Annotated in this window: 17 protein-coding genes and 1 tRNA gene; 16 read left to right on the forward strand and 2 right to left on the reverse strand. The window is 58.0% G+C overall.

The window, feature by feature from the left end:
* Positions 1-223: 223 nt before the first annotated feature.
* The gene (locus tag NML54_RS05215) at positions 224-1,333 is read right to left on the reverse strand and encodes a mannose-1-phosphate guanylyltransferase (protein WP_254756355.1); all 1,110 of its coding nucleotides are present in this window, start codon (positions 1,331-1,333) and stop codon (positions 224-226) included.
* A 346-nt stretch (positions 1,334-1,679) separates the two neighbouring features.
* Between NML54_RS05215 and sdhC the strand changes: the two genes are divergently transcribed.
* The 15 genes from sdhC to NML54_RS05290 all read left to right on the forward strand — a co-directional run bounded on the left by sdhC (position 1,680) and on the right by NML54_RS05290 (position 21,042).
* Complete coding sequence (sdhC, locus tag NML54_RS05220) at positions 1,680-2,138, forward strand: succinate dehydrogenase, cytochrome b556 subunit (RefSeq protein WP_005506819.1); 459 nt, start codon at positions 1,680-1,682, stop codon at positions 2,136-2,138.
* A 3-nt stretch (positions 2,139-2,141) separates the two neighbouring features.
* The gene (locus tag NML54_RS05225; protein ID WP_254756357.1) at positions 2,142-2,627 is read left to right on the forward strand and encodes a succinate dehydrogenase hydrophobic membrane anchor subunit; all 486 of its coding nucleotides are present in this window, start codon (positions 2,142-2,144) and stop codon (positions 2,625-2,627) included.
* Positions 2,628-2,678: 51 nt separating this feature from the next.
* Complete coding sequence (sdhA, locus tag NML54_RS05230) at positions 2,679-4,442, forward strand: succinate dehydrogenase flavoprotein subunit (protein WP_070614699.1); 1,764 nt, start codon at positions 2,679-2,681, stop codon at positions 4,440-4,442.
* A gap of 1 nt (position 4,443) precedes the next feature.
* A complete protein-coding gene (locus NML54_RS05235; RefSeq protein ID WP_005508960.1) occupies positions 4,444-5,232 on the forward strand; it encodes a succinate dehydrogenase iron-sulfur subunit in 789 nt (262 codons plus the stop codon).
* A 241-nt stretch (positions 5,233-5,473) separates the two neighbouring features.
* Complete coding sequence (locus NML54_RS05240) at positions 5,474-6,724, forward strand: amidohydrolase (protein ID WP_254756359.1); 1,251 nt, start codon at positions 5,474-5,476, stop codon at positions 6,722-6,724.
* A 248-nt stretch (positions 6,725-6,972) separates the two neighbouring features.
* Complete coding sequence (locus NML54_RS05245) at positions 6,973-10,872, forward strand: ornithinee aminotransferase (protein ID WP_254756361.1); 3,900 nt, start codon at positions 6,973-6,975, stop codon at positions 10,870-10,872.
* Positions 10,873-10,960: 88 nt separating this feature from the next.
* Positions 10,961-11,707 carry a nucleoside triphosphate pyrophosphohydrolase gene (locus tag NML54_RS05250; protein WP_254756363.1) on the forward strand — a complete coding sequence of 249 codons (747 nt, stop codon included), beginning with the start codon at positions 10,961-10,963 and terminating at the stop codon, positions 11,705-11,707.
* Between the two features lie 370 nt (positions 11,708-12,077).
* The gene (gene eno, locus NML54_RS05255) at positions 12,078-13,358 is read left to right on the forward strand and encodes a phosphopyruvate hydratase (protein WP_254756365.1); all 1,281 of its coding nucleotides are present in this window, start codon (positions 12,078-12,080) and stop codon (positions 13,356-13,358) included.
* Between the two features lie 473 nt (positions 13,359-13,831).
* Positions 13,832-14,623, forward strand: a complete 792-nt coding sequence (locus NML54_RS05260; protein ID WP_254756367.1) for a beta-1,6-N-acetylglucosaminyltransferase — start codon at positions 13,832-13,834, stop codon at positions 14,621-14,623.
* Positions 14,624-14,724: 101 nt separating this feature from the next.
* Positions 14,725-15,414, forward strand: a complete 690-nt coding sequence (locus tag NML54_RS05265) for a septum formation initiator family protein (RefSeq protein WP_254756369.1) — start codon at positions 14,725-14,727, stop codon at positions 15,412-15,414.
* A 38-nt stretch (positions 15,415-15,452) separates the two neighbouring features.
* On the forward strand, positions 15,453-16,052 hold the full coding sequence (locus tag NML54_RS05270; RefSeq protein WP_254756371.1) for a DUF501 domain-containing protein: 600 nt from the start codon (positions 15,453-15,455) through the stop codon (positions 16,050-16,052).
* Positions 16,053-16,204: 152 nt separating this feature from the next.
* Positions 16,205-17,158 (forward strand): Ppx/GppA phosphatase family protein, encoded by a 954-nt coding sequence (locus tag NML54_RS05275; RefSeq protein WP_254756373.1) that lies wholly within the window; start codon positions 16,205-16,207, stop codon positions 17,156-17,158.
* Positions 17,159-17,221: 63 nt separating this feature from the next.
* Positions 17,222-18,883 carry a S8 family peptidase gene (locus NML54_RS05280; protein WP_254756375.1) on the forward strand — a complete coding sequence of 554 codons (1,662 nt, stop codon included), beginning with the start codon at positions 17,222-17,224 and terminating at the stop codon, positions 18,881-18,883.
* 438 nt (positions 18,884-19,321) lie between these two features.
* On the forward strand, positions 19,322-20,707 hold the full coding sequence (locus NML54_RS05285; RefSeq protein ID WP_254756377.1) for an NAD(P)/FAD-dependent oxidoreductase: 1,386 nt from the start codon (positions 19,322-19,324) through the stop codon (positions 20,705-20,707).
* Positions 20,708-20,968: 261 nt separating this feature from the next.
* Positions 20,969-21,042: transfer RNA gene (locus NML54_RS05290), tRNA-Leu, on the forward strand.
* 334 nt (positions 21,043-21,376) lie between these two features.
* Here the strand turns inward: NML54_RS05290 and NML54_RS05295 are convergent.
* A complete protein-coding gene (locus NML54_RS05295; RefSeq protein ID WP_254756379.1) occupies positions 21,377-21,790 on the reverse strand; it encodes a DoxX family protein in 414 nt (137 codons plus the stop codon).
* A gap of 266 nt (positions 21,791-22,056) precedes the next feature.
* Between NML54_RS05295 and NML54_RS05300 the strand changes: the two genes are divergently transcribed.
* Entirely contained in the window at positions 22,057-22,941 is an 885-nt protein-coding gene (locus tag NML54_RS05300; RefSeq protein WP_254756381.1) for an HAD family hydrolase, read from the forward strand.
* Positions 22,942-23,026: the final 85 nt, after the last annotated feature.

Below are 23,026 nucleotides of genomic sequence, written 5' to 3' on the forward strand. Positions count from 1 at the left end.
ACTCCTGATCCAGCCGCAGGGAGCATCCTTCCACGTCCCACTAGGCAAAAGCCTTGAAACCGCCCGCGAAATAACCCATTAGGGCAAAAGAAAACCGGCTCCCTTCCGCAAAGAAGAGAGCCGGTTTCTAGAGGTATCTTTTGCTCGAGCAGAGTTCAAGCACCTGCGCGGGGCTAGCCACTCAGAGGTGCCTGCTCAGTACTACCTGCTCAGGGTCAAAAATTTAGAGGAGGTTGTTTAAGCCTCGCGCCTTGACCTCACCCACAGCATCCTTGACGGTCTGTGCCTTGGAGCGCGGAGCGACCAAGAGGGCATCGGGGGTGTCCACCACAATGATGTCGTCGAGGCCAATGATAGAGATCTTACGCTCGGTGTTTGCAACAACGATGCCGGAGCAACCGTGGTTAATGACGTTATCCTTCTCGCCGAGAATGGTCAGCTCTTCGCCGTTCTTCTCGGTGTTCAGGCGCGCCACAGCGTCGAAGTCTCCCACGTCGTCCCAGCTGAAGGAGCCGGGAACCATTGCGACGTCACCCGCGGCCGCTGCGGGCTCAGCCACAGCGTAGTCGATAGCGGTCTTCGGCAGGGTCTCCCACACGCGGTCCACAACAGCCTCACGCTCGGGGGTGTCCCAAGCGTTAGCAATTTCCATGATGCCTGCATACAGCTCGGGCTCGTTCGCCTCGAGGTGCTTGAGCATCAGGGCTGCCGGTGCCACGAACATACCTGCGTTCCAGGTGTACTCACCGGAATCCAGGTACTTCTGTGCGGTAGCGGTGTCCGGCTTTTCCACGAAGGTGTCCACGGCGTGAGCATTGGGAGCACCCTCGATGCCCAGGGACTCGCTGGCGTGAATGTAACCAAACGCACTGGAGGGCTCGGTGGGGGTAATGCCGATGGTGACAATCTTGCCGGTTGCCGCGGTGATGACAGCTTCGGTCACCACGCGGTGGAACTCATCCACTGGGCTGATTACGTGGTCAGCTGCGAAGGAACCGATGATGGCGTCCGGTTCGCGGCGGTGGATGATAGCGCAAGCCAGGCCGATAGCTGCAGCCGAATCCTTGGGGGAGGGCTCCAGCACCAGGTCAGCGGCACGCAGTTCAGGAATCTGCTGGGTGACCGTATTGGCGTGCGAAATGCCGGTAACTACCATGACGGAACCGTTGCTGAGATTGATAAGACGGTCGTAGGTGTCACGCAACAGGGAATGCCCCGACGAGGTGAGGTCGAGCAGGAATTTCGGGGCATGCGCGCGGGATAGCGGCCACAAACGCGAGCCAACACCGCCGGCGGGAATGAGCGGGCGGAATCGAGTAAGTGCAGTATTCATCGATTCAAGAATAGCTTGTGAATTTGTCATATATCGAATTCTTTTACGTTTTGGCAGAAAGTGTCAGCGGACTCTCAGCATTGTGATGTTTGAGGTTAGGTTAAGGTAAGTTCCCCACAAACACAGGGGAGTAGGCGGTATGGTAAGAAAAATATGCCCTAATTCACTTTTAGAAGCTGTAAAAAAACCCCGAACAGGGTGTCAATAAGCTGTGAATTTACCTGATATCTTGGAAGTAACAGACGAACAAAAGCAGTCGGCGAGCACACGGCTGTGCCTGGAAGCTGGAGCCTAAAAATGCGGTACCAGAACCCAGACGCTCGCCGTCGCAGCAGGAGGTTATTCAGTGTTGAATGGTTCTAAAGGAACCCTCTATCGCGGCCGCTGGGGCATGTGGTCCTGGGTTGCTCATCGCATTACCGGTATCGCGATTTTCTTCTTCCTTCTTGTACACATCCTGGATACTGCCGTCGTGCGTATCTCTCCGGAGGCCTACAATGGCGTACTGAGCCTGTACAAGAACCCCATCATGGGTCTGGGCGAGACCGCGCTTGTCGCTGCCATCGTCTACCACGCGTTTAACGGTATTCGCATTATCCTCATTGACTTCTGGGGTAAGGCAACCAACTCGCACGTAGAGCACATTCAGGCGAAGAACAAGGACGGCAACGTCGAAATCAGCCAGAAGGCAACCTACACGCACATCAAGATTCTTTGGGTTGTGCTTTTCCTCTGGGCAATTACCGTTGCTGGCTTCGCCGCACGTCACCTGCCGATCGTTTTCTCGCACATGGGAGGTCACTAAACAATGGCTACTCCGCTCAAGCCCCGCACCTATGTACCCCGTCTGCGTGATAACCGCATCGACGGCGTAAAGTACAACCGCTCCTCCTCCAAGCGCAACAACTTTGAGATGTTCGCTTGGCTTGGTATGCGCCTGTCCGGCGTTGTACTCGTCGTGCTGATTTTCGGCCACCTTTTCTCCAACCTCATGGTCGGCGACGGCATCCACGCCATCGACTTCGGCTTCGTGGGGGGCAAATGGGCTAACCCCTTCTGGCAGGTCTGGGATTTGCTGCTGCTCTGGCTGGCTATGTTGCACGGTGCTAACGGCATCCGCGTCATCATCGACGACTACGCTGAGAAGGACCGCCTGCGCGTTTGGCTGAAGGTCATCCTCTTCGCAGCATGCGCATTCGTCCTGCTGGTTGGTACTCTCACCATCTTCGCGTTCGACCCCTGCCCCTCCGGCGCAGCGGCTGAACTGCTCCCCAGCTTCTGTTCGGCACACTAACGGCGACGTATCCGAGACAAACGAAAACATCTAAAACACAGAAAGAACATCATGCAGGTACATAAGTACGATGTAGTGATTGTCGGTGCCGGTGGTGCAGGTATGCGTGCCGCCATTGAGGCTGGCCAGCGAGTTCGCACCGCGGTACTGACCAAGCTATACCCCACCCGCTCCCACACCGGCGCAGCACAGGGTGGCATGTGCGCCGCTCTGGCTAACGTTGAAGAGGACAACTGGGAGTGGCACACCTTTGACACCGTCAAGGGTGGCGACTACCTGGTTGACCAGGACGCAGCAGAAATCATGGCTAAAGAAGCTATTGACGCTGTGCTCGACCTGGAAAAGATGGGTCTTCCCTTCAACCGAACCCCCGAAGGCCGCATTGACCAGCGCCGCTTCGGCGGTCACACCCGTGACCACGGTAAGGCTGCTGTGCGCCGCGCATGCTACGCAGCTGACCGTACCGGCCATATGATTCTGCAGACCCTCTACCAGAACTGCGTTCGTCACAATGTGGAGTTCTACAACGAGTTCTACGTTCTCGACCTGATCCTGGTCAAGGACGAAGAGGGCAAGCCCCGCCCCGCCGGCGTTGTCTCCTACGATCTGGCAACCGGCGAGGTCCACGTCTTCCAGGCTAAGTCCGTAATCTTCGCATCCGGCGGCTGCGGCAAGATCTTCAAGACCACCTCCAACGCACACACCCTCACCGGTGACGGCATGGCTATCGCACTGCGTGCAGGTCTGCCCCTGGAGGACATGGAATTCGTTCAGTTCCACCCGACCGGCCTGGCCGGCCTGGGCATCCTCGTCACCGAGGGTGCTCGTGGTGAGGGTGGTATTCTCCGTAACGCTGACGGTGAGCGCTTCATGGAGCGCTACGCCCCCACCATTAAGGACCTCGCACCCCGCGATATCGTGGCACGTGCAATGGCAAACGAGGTGCGTGAAGGCCGCGGCTGCGGTCCCCACAAGGACTACGTGCTGCTGGACCTGACCCACCTGGAGCCCTCCCACATCGACGAGAAGCTGCCCGATATTACCGAGTTCGCTCGTACCTACCTGGCAGTGGAACCGCACCACCAGCCCATCCCGGTGTTCCCCACCGCTCACTACGCAATGGGCGGTATCCCCACCAACAACGAGACCGAGGTCTACCGCAACAGCGAAGAGACCATCCCCGGCCTCTACGCAGCTGGTGAGGTTGCTTGCGTGTCCGTCCACGGTGCAAACCGTCTGGGCACCAACTCCCTTCTGGACATCAACGTGTTCGGTAAGCGTGCAGGCCGCAAGGCTGCAGAGTACGCAGCATCCGCTGAGTTCGTGCCGGTTCCGGACGACGCAGCAGATCGCGTTCTCAACATGCTCAACGGCATCCTCGAAGGCAAGGGCACCGAGAAGGTCGGCGCTATCCGCGCAGACCTGCAGAAGGCTATGGAAGCCGACATGCAGGTGTTCCGTACCGACGAGACCATCCGCGCAGCACTGGCAACTATTGCTGAACTGGAAGAGCGCTACAAAAACATCGCCATCCAGGACAAGGGCAAGCGCTTCAACCTCGACCTCCTCGAGGCTGTTGAGCTCGGCTTCCTGATTGAGCTGGCAAAGGTCATGTCCGTTGGCGCGTTGCACCGTAAGGAATCCCGTGGTGGTCACTACCGCGAGGACTTCCCCAAGCGTGACGACGTTAACTTCATGAAGCACTCGATGGTCTATCTCGACCCCGAATCCGAGTTTGAGGGTGTCAAGGGCCTGCGATTTGATACCAAGCCCGTTGTCTACACCCGCTACGAGCCGAAGGAGCGTAAGTACTAAAATGGCTGAAAACGAACTCCCCGAACCGGAATCCGTCAAGCTGTTTGAGGGTATGACCGGCGGCGACTCCGACTCCATCCCCACCTACGATGTGGTCATCAAGATTCGTCGCTACAACCCGGAAGTTTCCTCCGAGGCGTACTGGGACGAATTCCCGCTGACCATGTACCGCACCGACCGCGTGCTCGACGCTCTGCACAAGATCAAGTGGGAAGTAGACGGCTCCGTCTCCTTCCGCCGCTCCTGCGCACACGGCATCTGCGGCTCAGACGCGATGCGCATCAACGGCCGTAACCGCCTGGCTTGCAAGACCCTGCTGAAGGACCTTGACCTGACCAAGCCGATTACCGTTGAGCCTATCAAGGGTCTGCCCTGCGAAAAGGACCTCATCGTTGACATGGAGCCCTTCTTCCAGGCATACCGCGAAATCATGCCGTTCTTCATCAACGACTCGAACGAGCCTGAGCGTGAGCGCCTGCAGACCATTGAGGACCGCGCACGTTTCGATGACACCACCAAGTGCATCCTTTGTGCAGCATGTACCTCGTCCTGCCCGGTCTTCTGGACCGACGGTCAGTACTTCGGCCCCTCCGCTATCGTGAACGCACACCGCTTCATCTTCGACTCGCGCGATGATGCAGGCGACCTGCGTCTGGAGATCCTCAACGACAAGGAAGGCGTATGGCGTTGCCGTACCACCTTCAACTGCACCGAGGCTTGCCCCCGTGGCATCCAGATCACCAAGGCTATTGCCGAGGTGAAGCAGGCAATCCTGAGCCGTTCGCTCTAATCTGAGGACGCGGTATCAGCTGATACAGCATTGACGATTCAAGCCGTCACCCACACCGGGTGGCGGCTTGAATTGTTTGACAGAAAAGTCTGATGGAAATGATTGAGCAGAGCATTTTCGGGGGCTTTGGCGTGCATAAAAACTCTTCACAATCTGTCATAAAGTCATAGATATTCTCGAGTGCTGTCAGATAGGGGCAGCGGGTAGGTAAACCTCGGCGGGCGGCGTTATTCTACTGTGTATGGTTTTCGCTAATTCTCGCTACGATTTGTCCACCCCCGTCTTTGACGACTGGGTGGAGCGTATGATGGGTACTCTCGTGCAGTTCCGCCGCGAGGTGCACGCCAACCCGGAGCTTTCCTTCCGCGAAGTGGTGACCACTGAGCGTCTCATGAATCGACTGCGAGAAGCCGGCATGAACCCCGTTGCTTGCGAAGGCACCGGCTGCTACGTCGATATCGGAAGCGGCCCCTTCGCCGTGGCTCTGCGCGCCGATATTGATGCTCTGCCCATTGTTGAGCAGACCGGTCTGCCCTACGCTTCTACCGTGCCCGGTGTGATGCACGCCTGCGGCCACGATATTCACCAGACGGTAATGCTCGGTGTGGCGCTGGCACTGCACGAGCTGAACGAGAAGACCCCGCTGGGTCGTAGCGTCCGTATTCTCTTCCAGCCCGCTGAGGAACAGCTGCCCGGCGGTGCAGTGCAGATGATTTCGCAGGGTTTGCTGAAGGACATTCCGCGTGCCTTTGCCCTGCACTGCGACCCGAAGGTGGACCTGGGCCAGATTGGTACCCGTATCGGTGCGATTACCAGCGCATCCGACACCATCAAGATTCACCTGAGTGGTCACGGTGGCCACACATCTCGCCCGCACCTGACCGAAGACCTCATCTACGCCATGAGCCAGATTGCTGTGCAGGTTCCTGCCGTGCTGACCCGCCGCACCGACGTACGTTCGGGCGTGCTGGTCGCCTGGGGACAGGTCAGTGCCGGCGTTGCACCCAACGCTATCCCCGCCGAGGGCTATCTGGCGGGCACCATGCGTTGCCTGGACGTTGAGGTGTGGCGTCAGGCAGGCAACCTGCTGGACGAAGTGATTGAGCAGGTCGCCGTACCCTTCGGCGTGAATGCGCGTGTGGAGCATATCCGCGGTGTGCCGCCGGTCGTGAACACCGACCTGGAAACCACCATGCTCGAGAACGCGGCTCGCGCTGAGTTGGGCGAAGACTCGATTGTGCTGGTTGAACAGTCCATGGGAGGCGAAGACTTCGCCTGGATGCTACAGGAAGTTCCCGGCTCCATGTTCCGTCTGGGTACCCGTGCCCCCGGTGATCCCACCTATGATTTGCATCAGGGTGATTACGCCCCGAGCGAGCAGGCGATTGGTATTGGTGTGCGTGTTATGGCGGCAACCGCGCTACGCGCCGTCCGTTTTGAGTTGGCGAAGGCTGCGAAGGCGGCGAACCCCATCCGCGATGAGGCACGCTAAAGGGCTTTTCGAAAGCTTATTCTGCAGTCTTGAAGGCGCGACTCTATAGCTGCATTAAGCCTTGAAAAGTGTACAAGTTTCACCCCGTTACCTCTCACCGAGTAGCGGGGTGAAACTCTATGCACGCGATAGAATTAAAAGGATTATGAGGACATTTGCGTCATGTTTCCGACCCCGTGCCTGCATACCTGCGGGGGATAAAGGAGGTGGCGCATCATCACACGGCGCACGCCGGAGGAGGACACCCAATGAGCTTCTTTGGACTCGGCAAGAAGAAGTTGGATGAGCAATCGCGCGAAGAACAGAGCGCTGAAACTGCTAAGGTCCAGAAGGAACAGGTAAGCGAAGACGCTCCCAAGAGCGCGCGACTGAGCCAGAAGATTATGGAACAGCAGCAGTGGGAGGACTCCCTACGCCGCTTCGTGAAGTCTGAAAGCGCACGCCACCAGAACCACGATGAAGAGCAGAATGAGGAGCACCGCGCTGTTGAGGACCTCAAACGCGCCCTCTTGCACGGCGATGAGAAGGTTGAAGAATCTTCCGCTACTGATGAGCTGACTGAGGATCAGGCTGAGGAGCAGGAGCGTCGTAGCCTGCTGGCTGCGCTTGGTGCTTTCCCTCAGGAATCTGAGGAGCCTGTTGAGGCCGATCAAGTAGCTCAGGCCCAGGACGTTGAAGAAGATGATGCTCCGGTTGCTGAGGCTGCTCAGCCCGCAACGCCCGCGTTCCTGCGCGATAACGAAGAGTCTGCAGCTGAGGATACATCTGTCGAGGCGCAGGAGCCTAAGGACGCTGCAGAGGATGCACGTTCCCAGTTTGAGGAGCACCTGCGTGCTCTGCGTGCCCAGAAAACCAAAGATGCTGCCGCTGAGGATACTGCAGGCGAGGCAGAGGGCCGCGAAGAACTTGAGATTGTTGAGATTGTTGAGGCTGTTGTAGAAGCTTCCGAGAACAAGTCTGAGAACGCTCATTCTGTATCTGAGTCTGCAGTTGAGGAAGCATCCGCAGATACTGAGGACTCCCTGACCGTAGAAGACATGAATGCTGCCCGCACCCGCGCCGCTGTCACAGAGGCGCAGAACGCCGGTTTGGATAATCTGGCTGCCACCTACGCTGCTCGACTGGGCATCACCCTCAATAGCGAAGGGGAGACTTTCGGCGAGGTCGCTTCCGATGAGGTAGCCGCTGAGGATGCAGACTCCGCTGAAGCTGCCGAGGTTACTGAGCCTACCGAGGTTACTGAGCCTACCGAGGTTACTGAGGCTACTGCCGAAGCACCCGAAATTTTTGAGGCTACTGAAGCTGAAGAAACCGTTGACCTCACCGCTGTTGTAGCAGAAGCTGCTGATCCTGTTGCCGCTGTTGAAGAAGAGCCGATCGGAGCCGTCGTTGAGGCGCCCGGGCTACTGGCGGCTGAAATCGCTGAGGAAGAAAACAGTGCTGAGGTTTCCGTTGAGGCATCCGCTGAGACTGAGCTGATGGCTACGGCGGCTGTTGATGAGGAGGGCTCCGTATCTGTCTCTGACACACTCGAAGCGGATACCACCGAGGCTGAGGGCTTCGACGCTGAAGAGGAGAACACCGCCGATCTGATCTTCGATGCCTCCGCTGTGGAAGAGCCCGCTGCGGAAGAAAACGCTGTCGAGGAAACCGCTGCGGTAGAAACGGAAAAGGAGACCCCCGCACCGGTAGCAACTGCTACCGAGGTTGAGGACTTCGTGGCTGAAGCTACCGATTCTGCGGAAGACGAACCCGCCAAGAGCTCCTCTGTAGCTCCTGCGCTTGCCGCTGTTGCTGCAGCTGCCGTTGTCTCTGCCGCAAAGGCTGAAAAGGCTGAGGAGAAGACTGAAGAGGACAGCTCTCAGAGCGTCGCGCTGACGGCAGAGGGCATCGATAAGAAGGAAGCAGAGAAGCGCAAGTCTGCTGCTCGTGAAGAGTCCGCTGAGGAGCCCGTTGCTGAGCTGAAGGACACTGAGCAGAAGGACACTGCGCAGAAGCTCAGCGAAGACGAAGCTGAACTGGTTTCCGAATCCATCATCCTGAGTGAACCCCTTGAGGGCGCGGCAACCCTGCCCGCTCTCCCCGAGCCGCGCGCTCTCTACAGCCTGGCGGAGCTCATGCGCACCCGCGGTTCGGGCACCATGAGCCTGGAGCTGCGCCAAGTTGATGAGGATATGCACTACCGTCTGCTGCACCGCGGCCGTGAGGTTGAAACCGGCATTGTCGTGCCCGGCGTTGACTGGTTTGCACCCGTTGCGGCACTGTACACCGAGGCTCAGCAGGCTGGCGCAACCTGGAACCGTGTGGCTGTCTCTTTGAAGCCGCGCCTGGGCGACGGCCTGGAGGTTCACGCATCGTACCTGAGTGCTGTGGATGGTCAGACTATTAGCGAAAGCTTCCTGCTGGAAGGTGCCGCTGTTGAGGCTAAGCCCGTTGCGATCGCTGAGGCTACCTCGCAGGATGAGCCTCAGGAAGATGCTGTTCAGACCGTTGACTCAGTTGAGGCTGACCGTGAGGCTATCGAGCGTGAGCTTGAGGCTGAACTCGCCGAGAAGCAGGCTGCGAACGAGGCTGAGGCTACTGCCGAAGTTGCTGAAGAGCCTGTAATTGAGACTGCTGAAGAGGACGCCTCCGCGGGTCTGCTGACCGCTGTAGGTCTTGCCGCTGCCGGTACCGCTGTGGTTGGTTCTGCCGCTTCTGCACAGGAAAAGGACGACGTAGAGGAGGCTATTGAAGCTTTTGACGAGCCTGCCCAACCTGCCACCCAGCCTGCCCAGACTGAGTTTGCGCCGGTTGAAGCTGAGTTCGAGCACGACTACGAGAACGACCCTGTCTTCGGTGCGGCTACCGTAGAGTCCGAAACTGAGAAGGCTAAAGAGTCCGTCGCTGAGGCAACCGAGGTATCCGCAGAGGGCTCTGATGAGCCCGACGAAGATATGGAAGCCGCCCTGGCTGCCATCGTTGCCAACGCTCAGAAGAAGCTGGATGCTGAGGAAGTTTTGGCTGCCGAGGAGCAGAAGGCTGCCGCCCCCGTGGTCGCAGAGTCCTTCACCCTGGACCGCACCCAGCCCGTTGAAGAAGCTGCAGAAGAGCCGGTCACAGAGAGCGCCGAAGAGCCCGCCCTGCCAGCATTCTTGGATGACTCTAAACTGCTGCCCGAGAAGGAAGCCTCCGTTGCTTCCGCTGAAGCGTCCCCCGAGGAACCTGCCCTCGTAGACGTTGAGCCTGCCGCTGAGAGCGCATCTGTGGCTCCCGGCCTAGCTGGTGCTCTTGCCGCAGCTGCCGCAGTGGGCACCGCCGGCGCCGCTATGAAGGCTACCGAGGTAAAGGCATCTGAAGTAAAGGCATCTGAGGCGAAGGCTACCGGTGCTCAGGAAGAGCCCGCTGAGAAGGTCGCTGAGCTCAAGACCGTTGAGGTGACCCCCGCGGCTAAGATTGATGAGGCTCCCGCAGCGGTTGTGCCCGCCTCCGAGGCTGCCGCTCAGACTGCAGAGGCAACAGAGGTGGCACCCGCTGCGGCGACCACCCCGGTTGTCCTGCCGGAGAGCACCCCGGCAGGTATCTCCTCCAGCATCTCGGCATCCGCGCTGAGCGAGCTCAACCAGCTGCCCACCATCGTGGCTGAGCCGGACACTCCCTCCGCTACGGTGCAGAGCCCGCTGGTTCCCTCGGAGACTCAGCTGGCAACCGGCAACCTGGTTCTGACCGAGGCTCAGGTCGCTCAGCGTCTGGCTCCGGTCGTCGAGCACCTCTTCGGCGAGAACGGCACCGCAAAGGATGCCACCACCGTGCTGATTCGTGTACGTGCCCTCGGCTCCTACTACGACGCCCTGACCCACGTGCGTCGCAACGGCTTCTGGGAGCAGGTCCGTACCTTCGAACTGATTCCCGAAACCCTGTTGGACATCCCGGCGCTGAAGACCGACTCGTACAGCGAGGGTGAGGGCTCGCCGCTGGCTATGAGCCTGACCTTCACCCCGGGCGTTCCGGTTCAGGCGGCATTCGATTATGCGAATGAGCAGGCGTTTGTCACCTACCCGCGTCCGCTGGATGCTGAGCGTTACGTTGAGGAGCTGCGCATGTTCCCGCGTCTGGGTTCGAAGATCCCGGCTCATATGATGAGCGCGCTTTCGCACTGGAACCTCTAAACCCTTGTAAAGTGCGCCGCGCTGGCTCCCCGTGTGGGGGTCGGCGCGGCGCGCTATGTTTGTCATTTTTTCGATGAGGAAGATTGTTATGACTGATACCCCTAATACTCCTGAGGCTTCTGCGGCGCAGAACGTTCAGGACACTGCCACCCGCGCGGCTGAAGCTTTTGGCACCCTGGTGGAAACCATGGCGTTGCTGCGTGCACCGGGCGGTTGCCCGTGGGATGCTGAGCAGACTCACGCCTCCCTAATCCGCTACCTGGTGGAGGAAGCCTACGAGGTTGTTGAGGCGGTAGAAACCGGTGGAGAGCCGAATATACCGCTCCTGTGTGAGGAATTGGGCGACGTATTGCTACAGGTGGTGTTCCACTCCGATATTGCTGCGGCAAACCCGCAAGGCTTCGACATTGTGCAGGTGGTTGAGGGCCTGGTGCAGAAGCTTCGTTCGCGCCACCCCGACGTGTTCACGGCTGAGTCTGAGGGCTCTTCGGAGGCGCCTCGCACCGCAGCTGAGCAGCAGGCGGCGTGGGATGCGTTGAAGAAGAAAGAGAAGAGTGACCGTGGTGCGCTGGACGGTATTCCGCCGCATCTGCCGGCGCTCGCTATGGCTGAGAAGACTGCTGTGAAGGCACGTAAGGCGGGTATTATCCTGCCGCCGGAGCCTACAAGCATGGAGGACGACCTGCGCTATATGCGCAATGAAGAGGATTTCGGTGAGCTGCTCTTTGCGTTAGTGAGCCGCGCACAGCGTAATGGTTTGGATCCGGAGCGTGCCCTGCGTTCGTACACTCGCCGATACATTACTCAGCACACGCATGATGAGCCGAGCTACTAGACACGCTGGTTGAGTTCTTCTGTGGGGTGCTTTGAAACCTGTGCTCTGAGGGAATAAGAGGTTTCAAAGCGCCTTCTGTTTGGTTGGGGTCGTGTTGGATAGCCGTGAGGATGTTCGTCGGACATACCCCGGTGTTTGGGCTCATGTTGTGCTTTGGGTGAGTACCCACACCCTCCCGATGTGGGGGAGTGTGGGTCTTGTTCCGCTTTGTAGCGCCTGACTAAGGGCTGTTGAGACCTTCATTAAGGCAATAAAAAGCGGTGGCAACTAGTGTGTTTGTGTGGGAGTTTTGCTAGAATTTAGGGGACGCGACTTGTCCACTACCGGGTGAGCCGTTCACATCCTTGACATCTCATAAGGAGAACAATTCATGGCTGTTATTACCGCAGTTCACGCACGCCAGATCCTGGATTCCCGTGGCAACCCGACCGTTGAGGTTGAGGTTCTGCTCGAAGACGGTGCTTTCGCACGCGCAGCTGTGCCCTCGGGCGCATCCACCGGTGAGTGGGAAGCTGTTGAGCGCCGCGATGGCGACAAGTCCGTATACCTGGGCAAGAGTGTTCTGGGCGCAGTGAAGTCTGTTATCGAAGAAATCGCTGAAGAGGTCATCGGCATCGAGGCTTCCGACCAGCGCGCTGTTGACGCAGCCATGATTGCTCTGGATGCAACCAACAACAAGGGCAAGCTGGGCGCAAACGCAATCCTGGGTGTCTCCCTGGCTGTTGCTAAGGCTGCTGCTGAGTCCGCTGACCTGCCCCTGTACAAGTACCTCGGCGGCCCGAACGCTCACGTTCTGCCCGTCCCCATGATGAACATCCTCAACGGTGGTTCTCACGCAGACTCCAACGTTGACATTCAGGAGTTCATGATTGCTCCCATCGGCTTCGACAACTACTCTGACGCTCTGCGCGCAGGTGTTGAGGTTTACCACTCCCTGAAGTCCGTGCTGCACGACCGCGGCCTGGCAACCGGCCTGGGCGACGAGGGTGGTTTCGCACCCAACCTGGAGTCCAACGCAGCTGCACTGGACCTGATTGTTGAGGCAATCGAGAAGGCTGGCTACAAGCCGGGCGAGCAGGTTGCACTGGCACTGGACGTTGCATCCTCCGAGTTCTACAACGACGGTGCATACGAGTTCGAGGGTCAGAAGAAGTCCGCAGCTGAGATGAGCGCATACTACGCTGACCTCGTTGCAAAGTACCCCCTGGTTTCCATTGAGGATCCCCTGGATGAGAACGACTGGGAGGGCTACAAGACCCTGACCGAGCAGATCGGTGATAAGGTCCAGATCGTCGGTGACGACCTGTTCGTGACCAACCCCGAGCGTCTGGCTCGCGGTATTGAAGAGGGCGCAGCTAACGCTCTGCTCGTGAAGGTGAACCAGATCGGTTCGCTGACCGAGACCCTTGACGCAATGGAGCTGGCACAGCGCCACGAGTACCGTTGCATGGTTTCTCACCGCTCCGGTGAGACCGAGGACGTCACCATCGCTGACCTGGCTGTTGCAACCAACGCTGGCCAGATCAAGACCGGTGCTCCCGCACGTTCCGAGCGCGTTGCTAAGTACAACCAGCTGCTGCGCATTGAGGAAGAGCTGGGCGAGGCAGCTGTTTACGCTGGCAAGTCCGCATTCCCCCGCTTCAAGGCATAATGACGCTTGAAAGCTTATAAGGGGATGCTCTGCTGAACTTCCCTGAACAGACCGGGTCGATCCCGATACATCGTGAGGTAATTCATCACGTCATGTATTGTGGGTCGGCCCGGTTTTTCCTTGTCAGAGGCATATAATTTTGGGTATATACTCACTCACACTTCATACTTTCAACTGGTTTAACGCGTCAATTGACGGCTTAAGCCTATGAGCTAACCGGTGCTTTCTGCTCGGCTACTCGGGTTGTACCTGACTATATTGTGATGTGATTCATGACAGATAGTTACGGTGCGGCCTTATTTTTATGCCTTGATAGGACACCCAAATCTTTCCACTCTATTTCTTAAAGGACTGTCATGACTGTATGTTTTATGATTCTCGCTCATTCGCGACCTTAGCAATTTCTTGAACTAACCAGAATTATTAAAAATTCGGGTGGAGAAACAGTCGCTTTTATTGATAAAAAAGCTAATTTGCAGGAATTTGAAACTGCTGATGCTCATTTTGTAAGCCGCCGGTTTAACGTTAACTGGGGAGGTTATTCCCTGACACGTGCTATGCAGGTTCTGCTACGTGAGGCTCTGCAAACCTACCCCGACGCTCATCACTATATTTTCTTGTCTGGCCAAGATTATCCGGCTCGTCCGCTCACTGAATACATTGAGTACCTAGGCCGAGAAGAGAACCGTGACCGATGCTGGATGAACTTCTACGCAATGGCACCTGGTACGCAGTTCTACACTGTTTTGAAGTATCCGCGTTCCTACGACTTGAAGGCGCGTTTGGGTAATAAGGTGTACGCCCTAGTTCAGAAGCTTTGGGACGTATACTACTCTCGTCGGCCTCGCATGAAGTATCCGGTACAGTTTTACCGTGGCTCTTCTTCTTGGGTTGTTTCTCGTGAAGGAGCACTGGCAATGGTGAAATTCCTTGATTCCAATCAGGGGAAAGCTATGCAGAAGTTCTTGCGGAAAACCCACGTATCTGATGAGATTTGGGGTGCTACTGCTCTCCTGAATTCTTCTGCGAAGGAACATGCTACCAACTGGGATACCGATGGTCAGCTTGTTCCTGGAACTATGAAGGAAGAAAACAAGGTTTACCACCATTACATTGATTGGGATCCTGAACGCGAGAACCCTGCTCTTCTACATAGTGGTGATCTTGAGAAGATTGATGCGTCAGGCAAGTGGTTCATCCGAAAAGTTGATGCTGAAAAATCGCAGGATTTGCTCGATATTTTGCGTCAACGACAGGTTTTATAATCCTCAGATTCTGCCTCACCCGTGAAGAAAAGTGGTGCTACAAACCCGGTAGAATATGAAGAAAGCGTTTAGCGGCACAGAACGGAACGAAGGATAGAGCAATGAGCCAGCGAGCAAACCAGCAGACCCGGTCGCACTCTACGAGTTCCACTGCACCCGCTCAGGGTGCTACCGCCTCCAACGCGCCGCGTGGCGCTGCGAAGCAAGCCCGCCCCTCCCTGTTGAAGAAGGCAAGTGCCCTTTTCTTTGGCGTGGGTTTGAGCGAGCGTCACCCTGAACGTGAACGTCAGGCGCAGGCTCGCCGCGAGGAGCGTGCCCGCCGCCGCGCCGCAGCCCAGCAGAGCCGCGAAGAGGGCGGATACGACGCCCCCGTGGCGGCTCATATGTTCTCTGGTCGCAGCTTCCTGACCGCTGTTGTGGTGGGTGTGATTGCGCTCGGTACCGCATACCCGGTGGTCACCTACTTTGACCAGGATCGGGAAATCAAGCAGATCAACGCGCACATTTCCCAGTTGCAACAGGAGAACGCCCAGCTGAAGGCGGAACAGACCTGGTGGAACGACGACAACTACGTTCGCCAGCAGGCACGTAGCCGCCTCTACTATGTGAATCCCGGCGACACCCCCTACGTGGTAACCGGTATTACCAAGGACTCCACGAAGGCGGACGGTACTTCTGCGAACGCGAAGAACGCCCCCGAGGACGCCTGGACCACAAAGATCTGGGATTCTCTCGAAAGAACTAGCCCAGCCACCGGCAGGAACCCCCGCCCTGGCAAGCACCCGGCATAAGCGGACGAGGTGACCCCTCGTTCCAGAAACTTAGGATTATGAGCACCGAAAACACCCTTGAAGAGCTGAAGGCACGCACCCCCGGCGGCTTCGGCGTAACTGTTGAAACCCTGACCCCCACCGAGCAGGACATCCGTGTTCTCTCCGCGCAGCTGGGCCGTAAGGTCCGCGACGTGATTGAGATTCCGGCACGCTGCGTGTGCGGTAACCCGCTCGTGGCTGCTACCGCGCCGCGCCTGAGCAACGGTACCCCCTTCCCGACCGTTTTCTACTTGGCGCATCCGGTGATTACCGCTGCTGCTTCCCGCCTGGAGGCGGGCGGCCTGATGTACGAGATGACCGACTCGCTGGCTGAAGACGCAGACCTTGCGGCACAGTACGCTGCCGCGCACGAGAACTACCTGGCTGAGCGTGAGCGCATCCGCCTGATCAGCGGCACCGAAGAGGTCCCGGAGATTGACGGTATCTCTGCCGGCGGTATGCCGACCCGCGTGAAGTGCCTGCACGCCGTTATCGGCCACACCCTGTCGGTGGGTCGCGGCGTGAACCCGATGGGTGACCGCGGCCTGGAAGCTATCGCCGAGTGGTGGACCCCCGAGGTCTGCTCCTGCGACCCCGCGTGGCGTGAAGAAGCCTAAATATTGGTTCTGGTGCGCCCGCATCGTCTTGAGGGACGGTGCGGGCGCATAATAGATAGAAGAAAGAGCGCCGAAAAGCGAAAATTTTTCGCCTGCGGCGCTCGTGTTGCCTTTGGCACTGATTGGTATTGAAGACCTGAAAGGAACCCACCGTGCGCGTTGGTGCGATTGACTGCGGTACGAACTCTATTCGCCTGCTGATTGCTGATTCGATTACTGAGGTGGTAGACGGGGTCGAGAAGACCGTCCTGAAGGACGTTGTGCGTGAGATGCGCATTGTGCGTCTGGGCCAGGGCGTGGATGCGACCGGCTGGCTGGCGCAGGAGGCGCTGGACCGTACTTTCGCTGCGGCGCGTGAGTATGCGCAGCTGCTGAAGGAACACGGCGCTGATTCGGTGCGTTTCGTGGCGACCAGTGCGACCCGTGATGCGGGTAACCGTCAGGTGTTCGTAGACGGTATCCGCGAGATTTTAGGTATTGATCCCGAGGTTATCAGCGGGGACGAGGAAGCAGCGCTGTCCTTCGCGGGTGCGGTGCGCGCTGTCGGTTACGGCGATGGCGATACCCTGGTGTTCGACCTGGGTGGCGGTTCGACTGAGTTTGTGCTCGGTGACGAGTCGGGTGTGAAGGCTTCCCGCAGCGTCAATATTGGTTGTGTGCGTCTGACTGAGCGTCACATGATGAGCGCCCCGTCGACTGACTCGCAGATTGCCCGTGTTGAGGCTGATACTGACGAGGCTCTCGATGTGGCGCGTAAGACGGTGCCCCTGCAGGATGCGCGTCGCGTGGTGGCTGTGGCTGGTACCGCGACCACTGTGGCTGCCGCTGCGCTGGGTCTGGACCGCTACGATTCTGAGGCTATTAACGCTCAGAGCTTCTCGGTGGAGACCGTTCAGAAGACTGCCCGTTGGTTGGCTTCGCTGAACCGTACCGAGCGTGAGGAGCTCGGCTACATGCACCCCGGCCGGGTGGATGTGATTGGTGCTGGCGCGACGATTTACGCCCGCATTCTGACCCGTCTGAATGAGATGACTGATGGTGCCGTGGATTCGGTGACCGTCAGCGAGCACGACATTCTGGACGGTATCGCTCTGTCCCAGCTGTAGGCTTGAGCGCTCGCGCCGTGAACCGATGGTGGTTCACGGCGCGGCTCAGTATGAGGAGTTTTAATGGTTCGTTCTGAGCGTCGGCGCGGTATGCCTCTGACCGGCTGGTCTTTTGCGCCGTCTTGCGCCTGTGCGTCTCGTGTATTTGGTGTGCGCGCTTCGGTTGGTTCTGACCGAGGCGCTACTCGTCGCATCCGTAAGGTTGCAGCTTTCGGCGCCAGCGCCGCGTTGACTCTTCTGCCATTGTGGACTCCGCTGGCGCCTGCTGCCTGGGCGACGGACCCGACCCCTTCCGCTTCTGCGTCTCTGAGCCCGAAGCGGGAGGTGACGGCGACTCCTTCGCCGTCGGGTACTGCGGTGCCGAAGACTTCTGCGACTCCGAGTAAGGGTACGTCGACCACGAATGGTGATGATGTTCGTCAGCGTGAGTATTGGCTGAAGGAGTACGGTATTACGTCCCTGTGGTCGCAGGCTGCGGGTAAGGGCGTGACGGTTGCTGTGATTGATACGGGCGTGGACGGTACCCACCCGGATCTTGAGGGTAATGTTCTGCGCGGTTATGACGCCTCGGGCGTGGGTAGTGAGGATGGCTGGAAGGGCCTGGGTGCTGAGCCGATGCACGGCACGGAGGTCGCTTCTTTGATTGCCGGTCACGGCCACGATACGCAGGGCTATTCTGCGATTGCGGGTCAGCCGGGTAAGCCGACCGGGGTGATTGGTGTAGCTCCCGATGCGAAGATTCTGCCGATTTCGCTGAATATGGGTACGACCGGTGGTAAGAGCATTGATGAGCAGATTCCGGCGGCTGTGCGTTATGCGGTCGATAACGGGGCTCAGATTATTAACATGTCGATTGGTTCAAATAAGACGAGCTGGCCGCAGAGCTGGGATGAGGCGTTTGCCTACGCTGAGCAGAAGGGCGTGCTGATTGTTGCGGCTGCGGGTAACCGCGGTAGCGGCTTGACGCAGGTTGGTGCTCCGGCGACGATTCCTGGTGTGTTGACGGTTGGTGGTATTGACCGGAAGAAGGCTATTGCTGAGGGCTCGTCGACTCAGGGCATTTCGATTGTTGTGGTTGCTCCGAGTACGGATATGATTGCGGCTGCTCCGGGTAACGGGTACATGATTTGGTCGGGTTCTTCGGCTGCTGCGCCCTTGGTGACGGGTGTTGCAGCGTTGTTGAAGCAGAAGTATCCGAAGGAGTCTGCGGCTCAGTTGGCTCAGCGTTTGATTGCTTCGGCTGATGATGCTGGTGTGACGGGTCGTGACCCTTTGTACGGTTACGGTATTTTCAATCCGCAGGATGCGATGGCTTTGGCGTCGCCTGCGGTGACGGCTAATCCGTTGGGTTCGATTTCTGAGTGGATTGCTGTGCACCGTAAGCAGCAGGTGAGCGATCCGACTCCTAGCGATGCTGCGCCGGTCCATGAGGAGGGTGAGAGCATTGTGAAGGTGGCTGCGCCGGATGCGCGTCGCCCTCCGGAGGACCGTGGCTGGTTGCCGCCGGTGATTTTGGCGGCGCTGGTGTTGTGGCTGATGATTATTACGGCTGGTTCGGTGCATCGTTTGCATAGGATGCATGTGAGCGCGGGGCAGGCTGCGCGGATGGCTCGTGCGGCGGCGCATCATCCGGGTTCTCATCGGGGTGCTCGCCGGGGAACTTGCGGTGTATCAAAGAAGTCTCAACAAGCTGCGTGGAAGCGTGCTCGCCGGACCTCTCGTTAGCGCTGTTTGATGACGTTTTCTGTTCGCCCGGGGCTGACTTTTGAGTTGGCCCCGGGTTTTATTGTTTGGGGTGGGGTTTCTGGCGGGACAGGCAGTAATAAACGAAAATATCGAACGGACCGCGTAAAAATCGGAAAGGGTTCTTTTGACCGTAACCGGCCTTAAGAGATAAACCCTGTTCAGATGCACAAAACTTTTAACTTAGGGCGCGCTCTGAGGTGGCATAGGTGCGAAATTACCTAAACAAAGGCGTAAAATAGAAGACGACAGGTATGTGATAGACAGGCTCGTGCTGCTAGCCACTTCGCGTTGCGTAGGACTTCCAGAGCGAGCCGCTTTGTACGTCAGGGGAGCTTTCGGAACGAGCCGAAAGTTGCACATACCACCCTACTGAAGGGCTACTAAACCTTCGGTACCTAAAGACTAGGAAGTAACAAAATGGCATTCACTAAGGTGGCACAGGACCGTCCTCGCGTCCTGATCGTCGGTGGCGGCTACGTCGGCTTCACCGTTGCTAAGAAGATTCAGAAGGCTATCAAGGAGACCGGTGGCGTCGTCACCATCGTTGAGCCGAACCCCTACATGACTTACCAGCCCTTCCTCCCCGAGGTTGCAGCAGGTTCCATGGAAGGCCGTAACGCAACTGTGCCGTTGCGCCAGCACCTGCGCGACACCGAGCTGATCCCCGGTCGTATCACCTCCATCAACCACGCAGAGCGCACCGCTGTTGTTGAGCCCACTGACAACGGTGAGCCCTTCGAGCTGAAGTACGACGAGATCGTCCTCGGCGCAGGCGCTGTGACCCGTGCATTCCCGATTCCGGGTCTGGCAGAGGTCGCTATCGGTCTGAAGACCATCGAAGAGGCAGTCTCCGTTCGTAACTGGGTTCTGGACCGCATCGAGGTTGCATCCATGCTGTCCGACGCTGAAGAGCGCCGCCGTGCCCTGACCTTCGTTGTTGTTGGTGGTGGCTTCGCTGGTGTTGAGACCATCTCCGAGCTCGAGGACATGGCACGCGTTGCTGTGGAGCGCAACGAGCGTCTCTCCGTTTCCGACCTGCACTTCGTCATGGTTGAGGCTGCACCTCGCATCATGCCCGAGGTTCCCGCAGACCGTGCAGAGAAGGTTGTTGCAGAGCTGCGTGCACGCGGCATCGAGATCCTGCTGAACACCTCCCTCTCCGACGCAACCGACGGCAACCTGCAGCTGATCAACATGGCTGACAAGTCCCCCGCAGGCGAGGTTAAGGCCGACACCCTGATCTGGACCGCAGGTGTGGCAGCATCCCCGATGCTGAAGAACACCGACTTCCCGATCGACGAGCGTGGCCGCGTTCGCGTGAGCGCAGACCTGCGCGTCACTGGCGACGACGGCGTGGTCGAGGGCGCTTGGGCAGCAGGCGACAACGCAGCTGTTCCGGATCTCTCCGGTGGCGGCGTGGGCGGCTTCTGCGTTCCCAACGCTCAGCACGCTTCCCGCCAGGCTGTTGTCCTGGCAAAGAACCTGCTGGCTGCTCGCCGCGGTGAGCCCCTAACCGACTACTACCACGAGACCATCGGTGTTGTGGCAGGTCTGGGCCTGTGGAAGGGCGTTGCAAACTTCAAGGGTAAGACCATTGGCGGCCCGCTGGCATGGATTATGCACCGCGGCTACCACGGCTCTGCAATCCCCACCACCGAGCGTACGGTTCGTGTTATGACCACCTGGGCTCTGAACCAGATCTTCGGTCGCGACACCTCCTCGATTCGCCACCAGCGCTCCCCGCGCCTGGCATTCCAGGAAGCAACCGGTACTGCACCGGCACGCCAGAAGGCAAAGCTCTAAAAATAGCCTGACTTAGGGGTATGCCCCCTGAGATAGCGCACTTGAGATAAAGCAAAGGGCGGTGTGGAAGACTTTGGTCTTCTGCACCGCCTATTTTGTGCCTGGGTGCTTGCGAGCTGTCTAGCTTAGCCGCCCACCAGTGTTTTTGCATGATGCTTGCTAGGGCTGGGTTCGGGGAACCAATTGAAATGTGTTTCTGCTTAGGTTCGGGTGCGTTTTCGTGGAATAATAAATATTTGTGTCCCGGACTGTTCGGGATACGCCCTCATAGTCCAATTGGCAGAGACAGAGGACTTAAAATCCTTGTGTTCTGGGTTCGAGTCCCAGTGGGGGCACGGCATAGACGCGCATAGACGTGCGGTATAGATAGGCGGCGGCTCTTCCCGTGGGGGAGGGGCCGCCGCTTGTGTGTCTGAGGGTTTACATGTATGGGGGGCACATGTCTGGGGTGTGGTGTTTGGAGTTTAAAAGGCGATGCCCCCGATTCATACTATCGGGGGCATTGTGGAGTGACAGTGCGTGCTGTCGCATTCCGAGCACTCTCTTCACCGCGGGTAGATACGATCGTCCTTTGCCGGAATTAGGGAGGCCGGCGGTGAAGTCTGGTGAACCTATCGGTGATTGCCTGCCTTCAGGAATCATGTGTGGAGGCAGGAGGCGGTTCAAAGCTTACTTGCGGCGCGCGGTGATTAGCGCGTCGATAGAGAACTTGCCTGCGCCGGTGAGGGCGAGGGCTGCTGCTACTGCGGCGAGGGTGAGGACGTATTCGTAGCCGCCCTTGGAAGCGGAGAAACCTGCTGCGATGTGGACGAAGAAGAGCGCGCCGCTCATGGATACGACGGATGCGGCTGCCGCGATGCGGGTGGCTGCACCCAGGATGATCATGATGCCGCCGAGCAGTTCGGTTGCCATGGCTAAGTATGCTGCTGCGGCTGCCATGGGGATGCCCATCTGTTCGAAGGAGGCGGTGGTGCCCGCGAGGGTCCATTCGAATGCTTTCTGGGTTCCGTGCATGATCATGACGAAACCGAAGACGAGTCGGAGGATGAGCAAACCGGTGGATTTCATGGTGTCGTTATTCATGCCTTCAAGCTTGACAGGTAAAGTTTTATACTTCAAGTAAATTTAGTTCGTGGAGGAAAAAGGGTACAAAAAGCAGTAAAAATGGGGCTGAAAAGTGACCTGCACCCTAAAAATGGGGGTTTTAGATGACGTTTTGTGACGGTGCTCCATACTCCAAAAACACCCGCATACCGCCTTCTGGAGCTCAAAAACGTGAGACTCTATAAAGAGACACAGCCACAGACACACCCCAGCTGAATAGGGTAGCAGAGACAGAAAGGCGCAACATGCAGACTAAACCCTCCATCATTGCCGTCGATATGGATGGCACCTTCCTCACCGACTCCAAAACTTTCGACACCGAACGTTTCTCGTGCATCCTGCCTCGCCTGCGGGCGCTGGGCATTCACTTTGTTGTGGCGAGCGGAAACACCTACGCCAAGTTGCAGGACTATATGCGTGGCTTTGAAGGACGAGGTCTTATCTATATCGCTGAAAACGGTGCATACCTTGCTGATGAGAATGGCAAGCTTGCCGTGCATCCCTTTGAAGAAGAGGACGTGCCGCGCATTATTGAGGTAGTGCAGGGATTGGATCAGATCGGTCTGCTGGTTTGCACCACCGAAGGTATCTACCTGCCCAAGGATCGTTGCGATCAGATTGTGCACATGATTCGCGGCTATTTTGAAGACACCGGCCAGGAGCTTCCCGAAACCCTCACCCTGGAGGATTTCGCGGCGTTCTTCTTCCCCGGCTCGGTCATGGTCGACTCCGTTGAGGATTTTGAGGGTGCCCCCATCAAGTTCCCGCTGCTGACTCCGCCTAAGCAGACGCAGCAGTTGAGCGTTTATCTGCGTGAGGTTCTTCCGCAGACCGTCACTCCGATGGTTAGCGGCTTCGGTGCCATTGATCTGGTGCGTACCGGTGTCAACAAGGCAACCGGCCTGAAGGACCTGTGCGAGCGTCTGGATGCTGATCCGGCGGGCATTCTTGCATTCGGTGACGGCGAGAACGACATGGAGATGCTTCGCTACGCGGGCTGGGGCGTCGCCATGTCTAACGCCCCGGAGGTTGTGCGGAATGCTGCCGACGAGGTGATTGGCACGAACGAGGAACAGGCTGTTCTGGAGTATCTGGAACAGCTGCTGGATCGTTTGGAAGCTTCGCACTAGACGCTTCACAAAGAGGCGCGCAGGAGGGTCTGCGTGTGGGGCGGTGTGGGCCTGGGTGAACCTGAGGTAAACACCGCCCTGAAAT

The sequence above is a fragment of the Rothia gullae genome (assembly GCF_024294905.1).
Lineage (GTDB): Bacteria > Actinomycetota > Actinomycetes > Actinomycetales > Micrococcaceae > Rothia.

What these genes read in the sequence shown, in the direction of transcription:
- NML54_RS05215 (WP_254756355.1), bottom strand. Translation starts at nt 1,333, where the DNA reads ATGAATACTGCACTTACTCGATTCCGCCCGCTCATTCCCGCCGGCGGT.
- NML54_RS05225 (WP_254756357.1), top strand. Translation starts at nt 2,142, where the DNA reads ATGGCTACTCCGCTCAAGCCCCGCACCTATGTACCCCGTCTGCGTGAT.
- sdhA (WP_070614699.1), top strand. Translation starts at nt 2,679, where the DNA reads ATGCAGGTACATAAGTACGATGTAGTGATTGTCGGTGCCGGTGGTGCA.
- NML54_RS05235 (WP_005508960.1), top strand. Translation starts at nt 4,444, where the DNA reads ATGGCTGAAAACGAACTCCCCGAACCGGAATCCGTCAAGCTGTTTGAG.
- NML54_RS05240 (WP_254756359.1), top strand. Translation starts at nt 5,474, where the DNA reads ATGGTTTTCGCTAATTCTCGCTACGATTTGTCCACCCCCGTCTTTGAC.
- NML54_RS05245 (WP_254756361.1), top strand. Translation starts at nt 6,973, where the DNA reads ATGAGCTTCTTTGGACTCGGCAAGAAGAAGTTGGATGAGCAATCGCGC.
- NML54_RS05250 (WP_254756363.1), top strand. Translation starts at nt 10,961, where the DNA reads ATGACTGATACCCCTAATACTCCTGAGGCTTCTGCGGCGCAGAACGTT.
- eno (WP_254756365.1), top strand. Translation starts at nt 12,078, where the DNA reads ATGGCTGTTATTACCGCAGTTCACGCACGCCAGATCCTGGATTCCCGT.
- NML54_RS05265 (WP_254756369.1), top strand. Translation starts at nt 14,725, where the DNA reads ATGAGCCAGCGAGCAAACCAGCAGACCCGGTCGCACTCTACGAGTTCC.
- NML54_RS05270 (WP_254756371.1), top strand. Translation starts at nt 15,453, where the DNA reads ATGAGCACCGAAAACACCCTTGAAGAGCTGAAGGCACGCACCCCCGGC.
- NML54_RS05280 (WP_254756375.1), top strand. Translation starts at nt 17,222, where the DNA reads ATGGTTCGTTCTGAGCGTCGGCGCGGTATGCCTCTGACCGGCTGGTCT.
- NML54_RS05285 (WP_254756377.1), top strand. Translation starts at nt 19,322, where the DNA reads ATGGCATTCACTAAGGTGGCACAGGACCGTCCTCGCGTCCTGATCGTC.
- NML54_RS05295 (WP_254756379.1), bottom strand. Translation starts at nt 21,790, where the DNA reads ATGAATAACGACACCATGAAATCCACCGGTTTGCTCATCCTCCGACTC.
- NML54_RS05300 (WP_254756381.1), top strand. Translation starts at nt 22,057, where the DNA reads ATGCAGACTAAACCCTCCATCATTGCCGTCGATATGGATGGCACCTTC.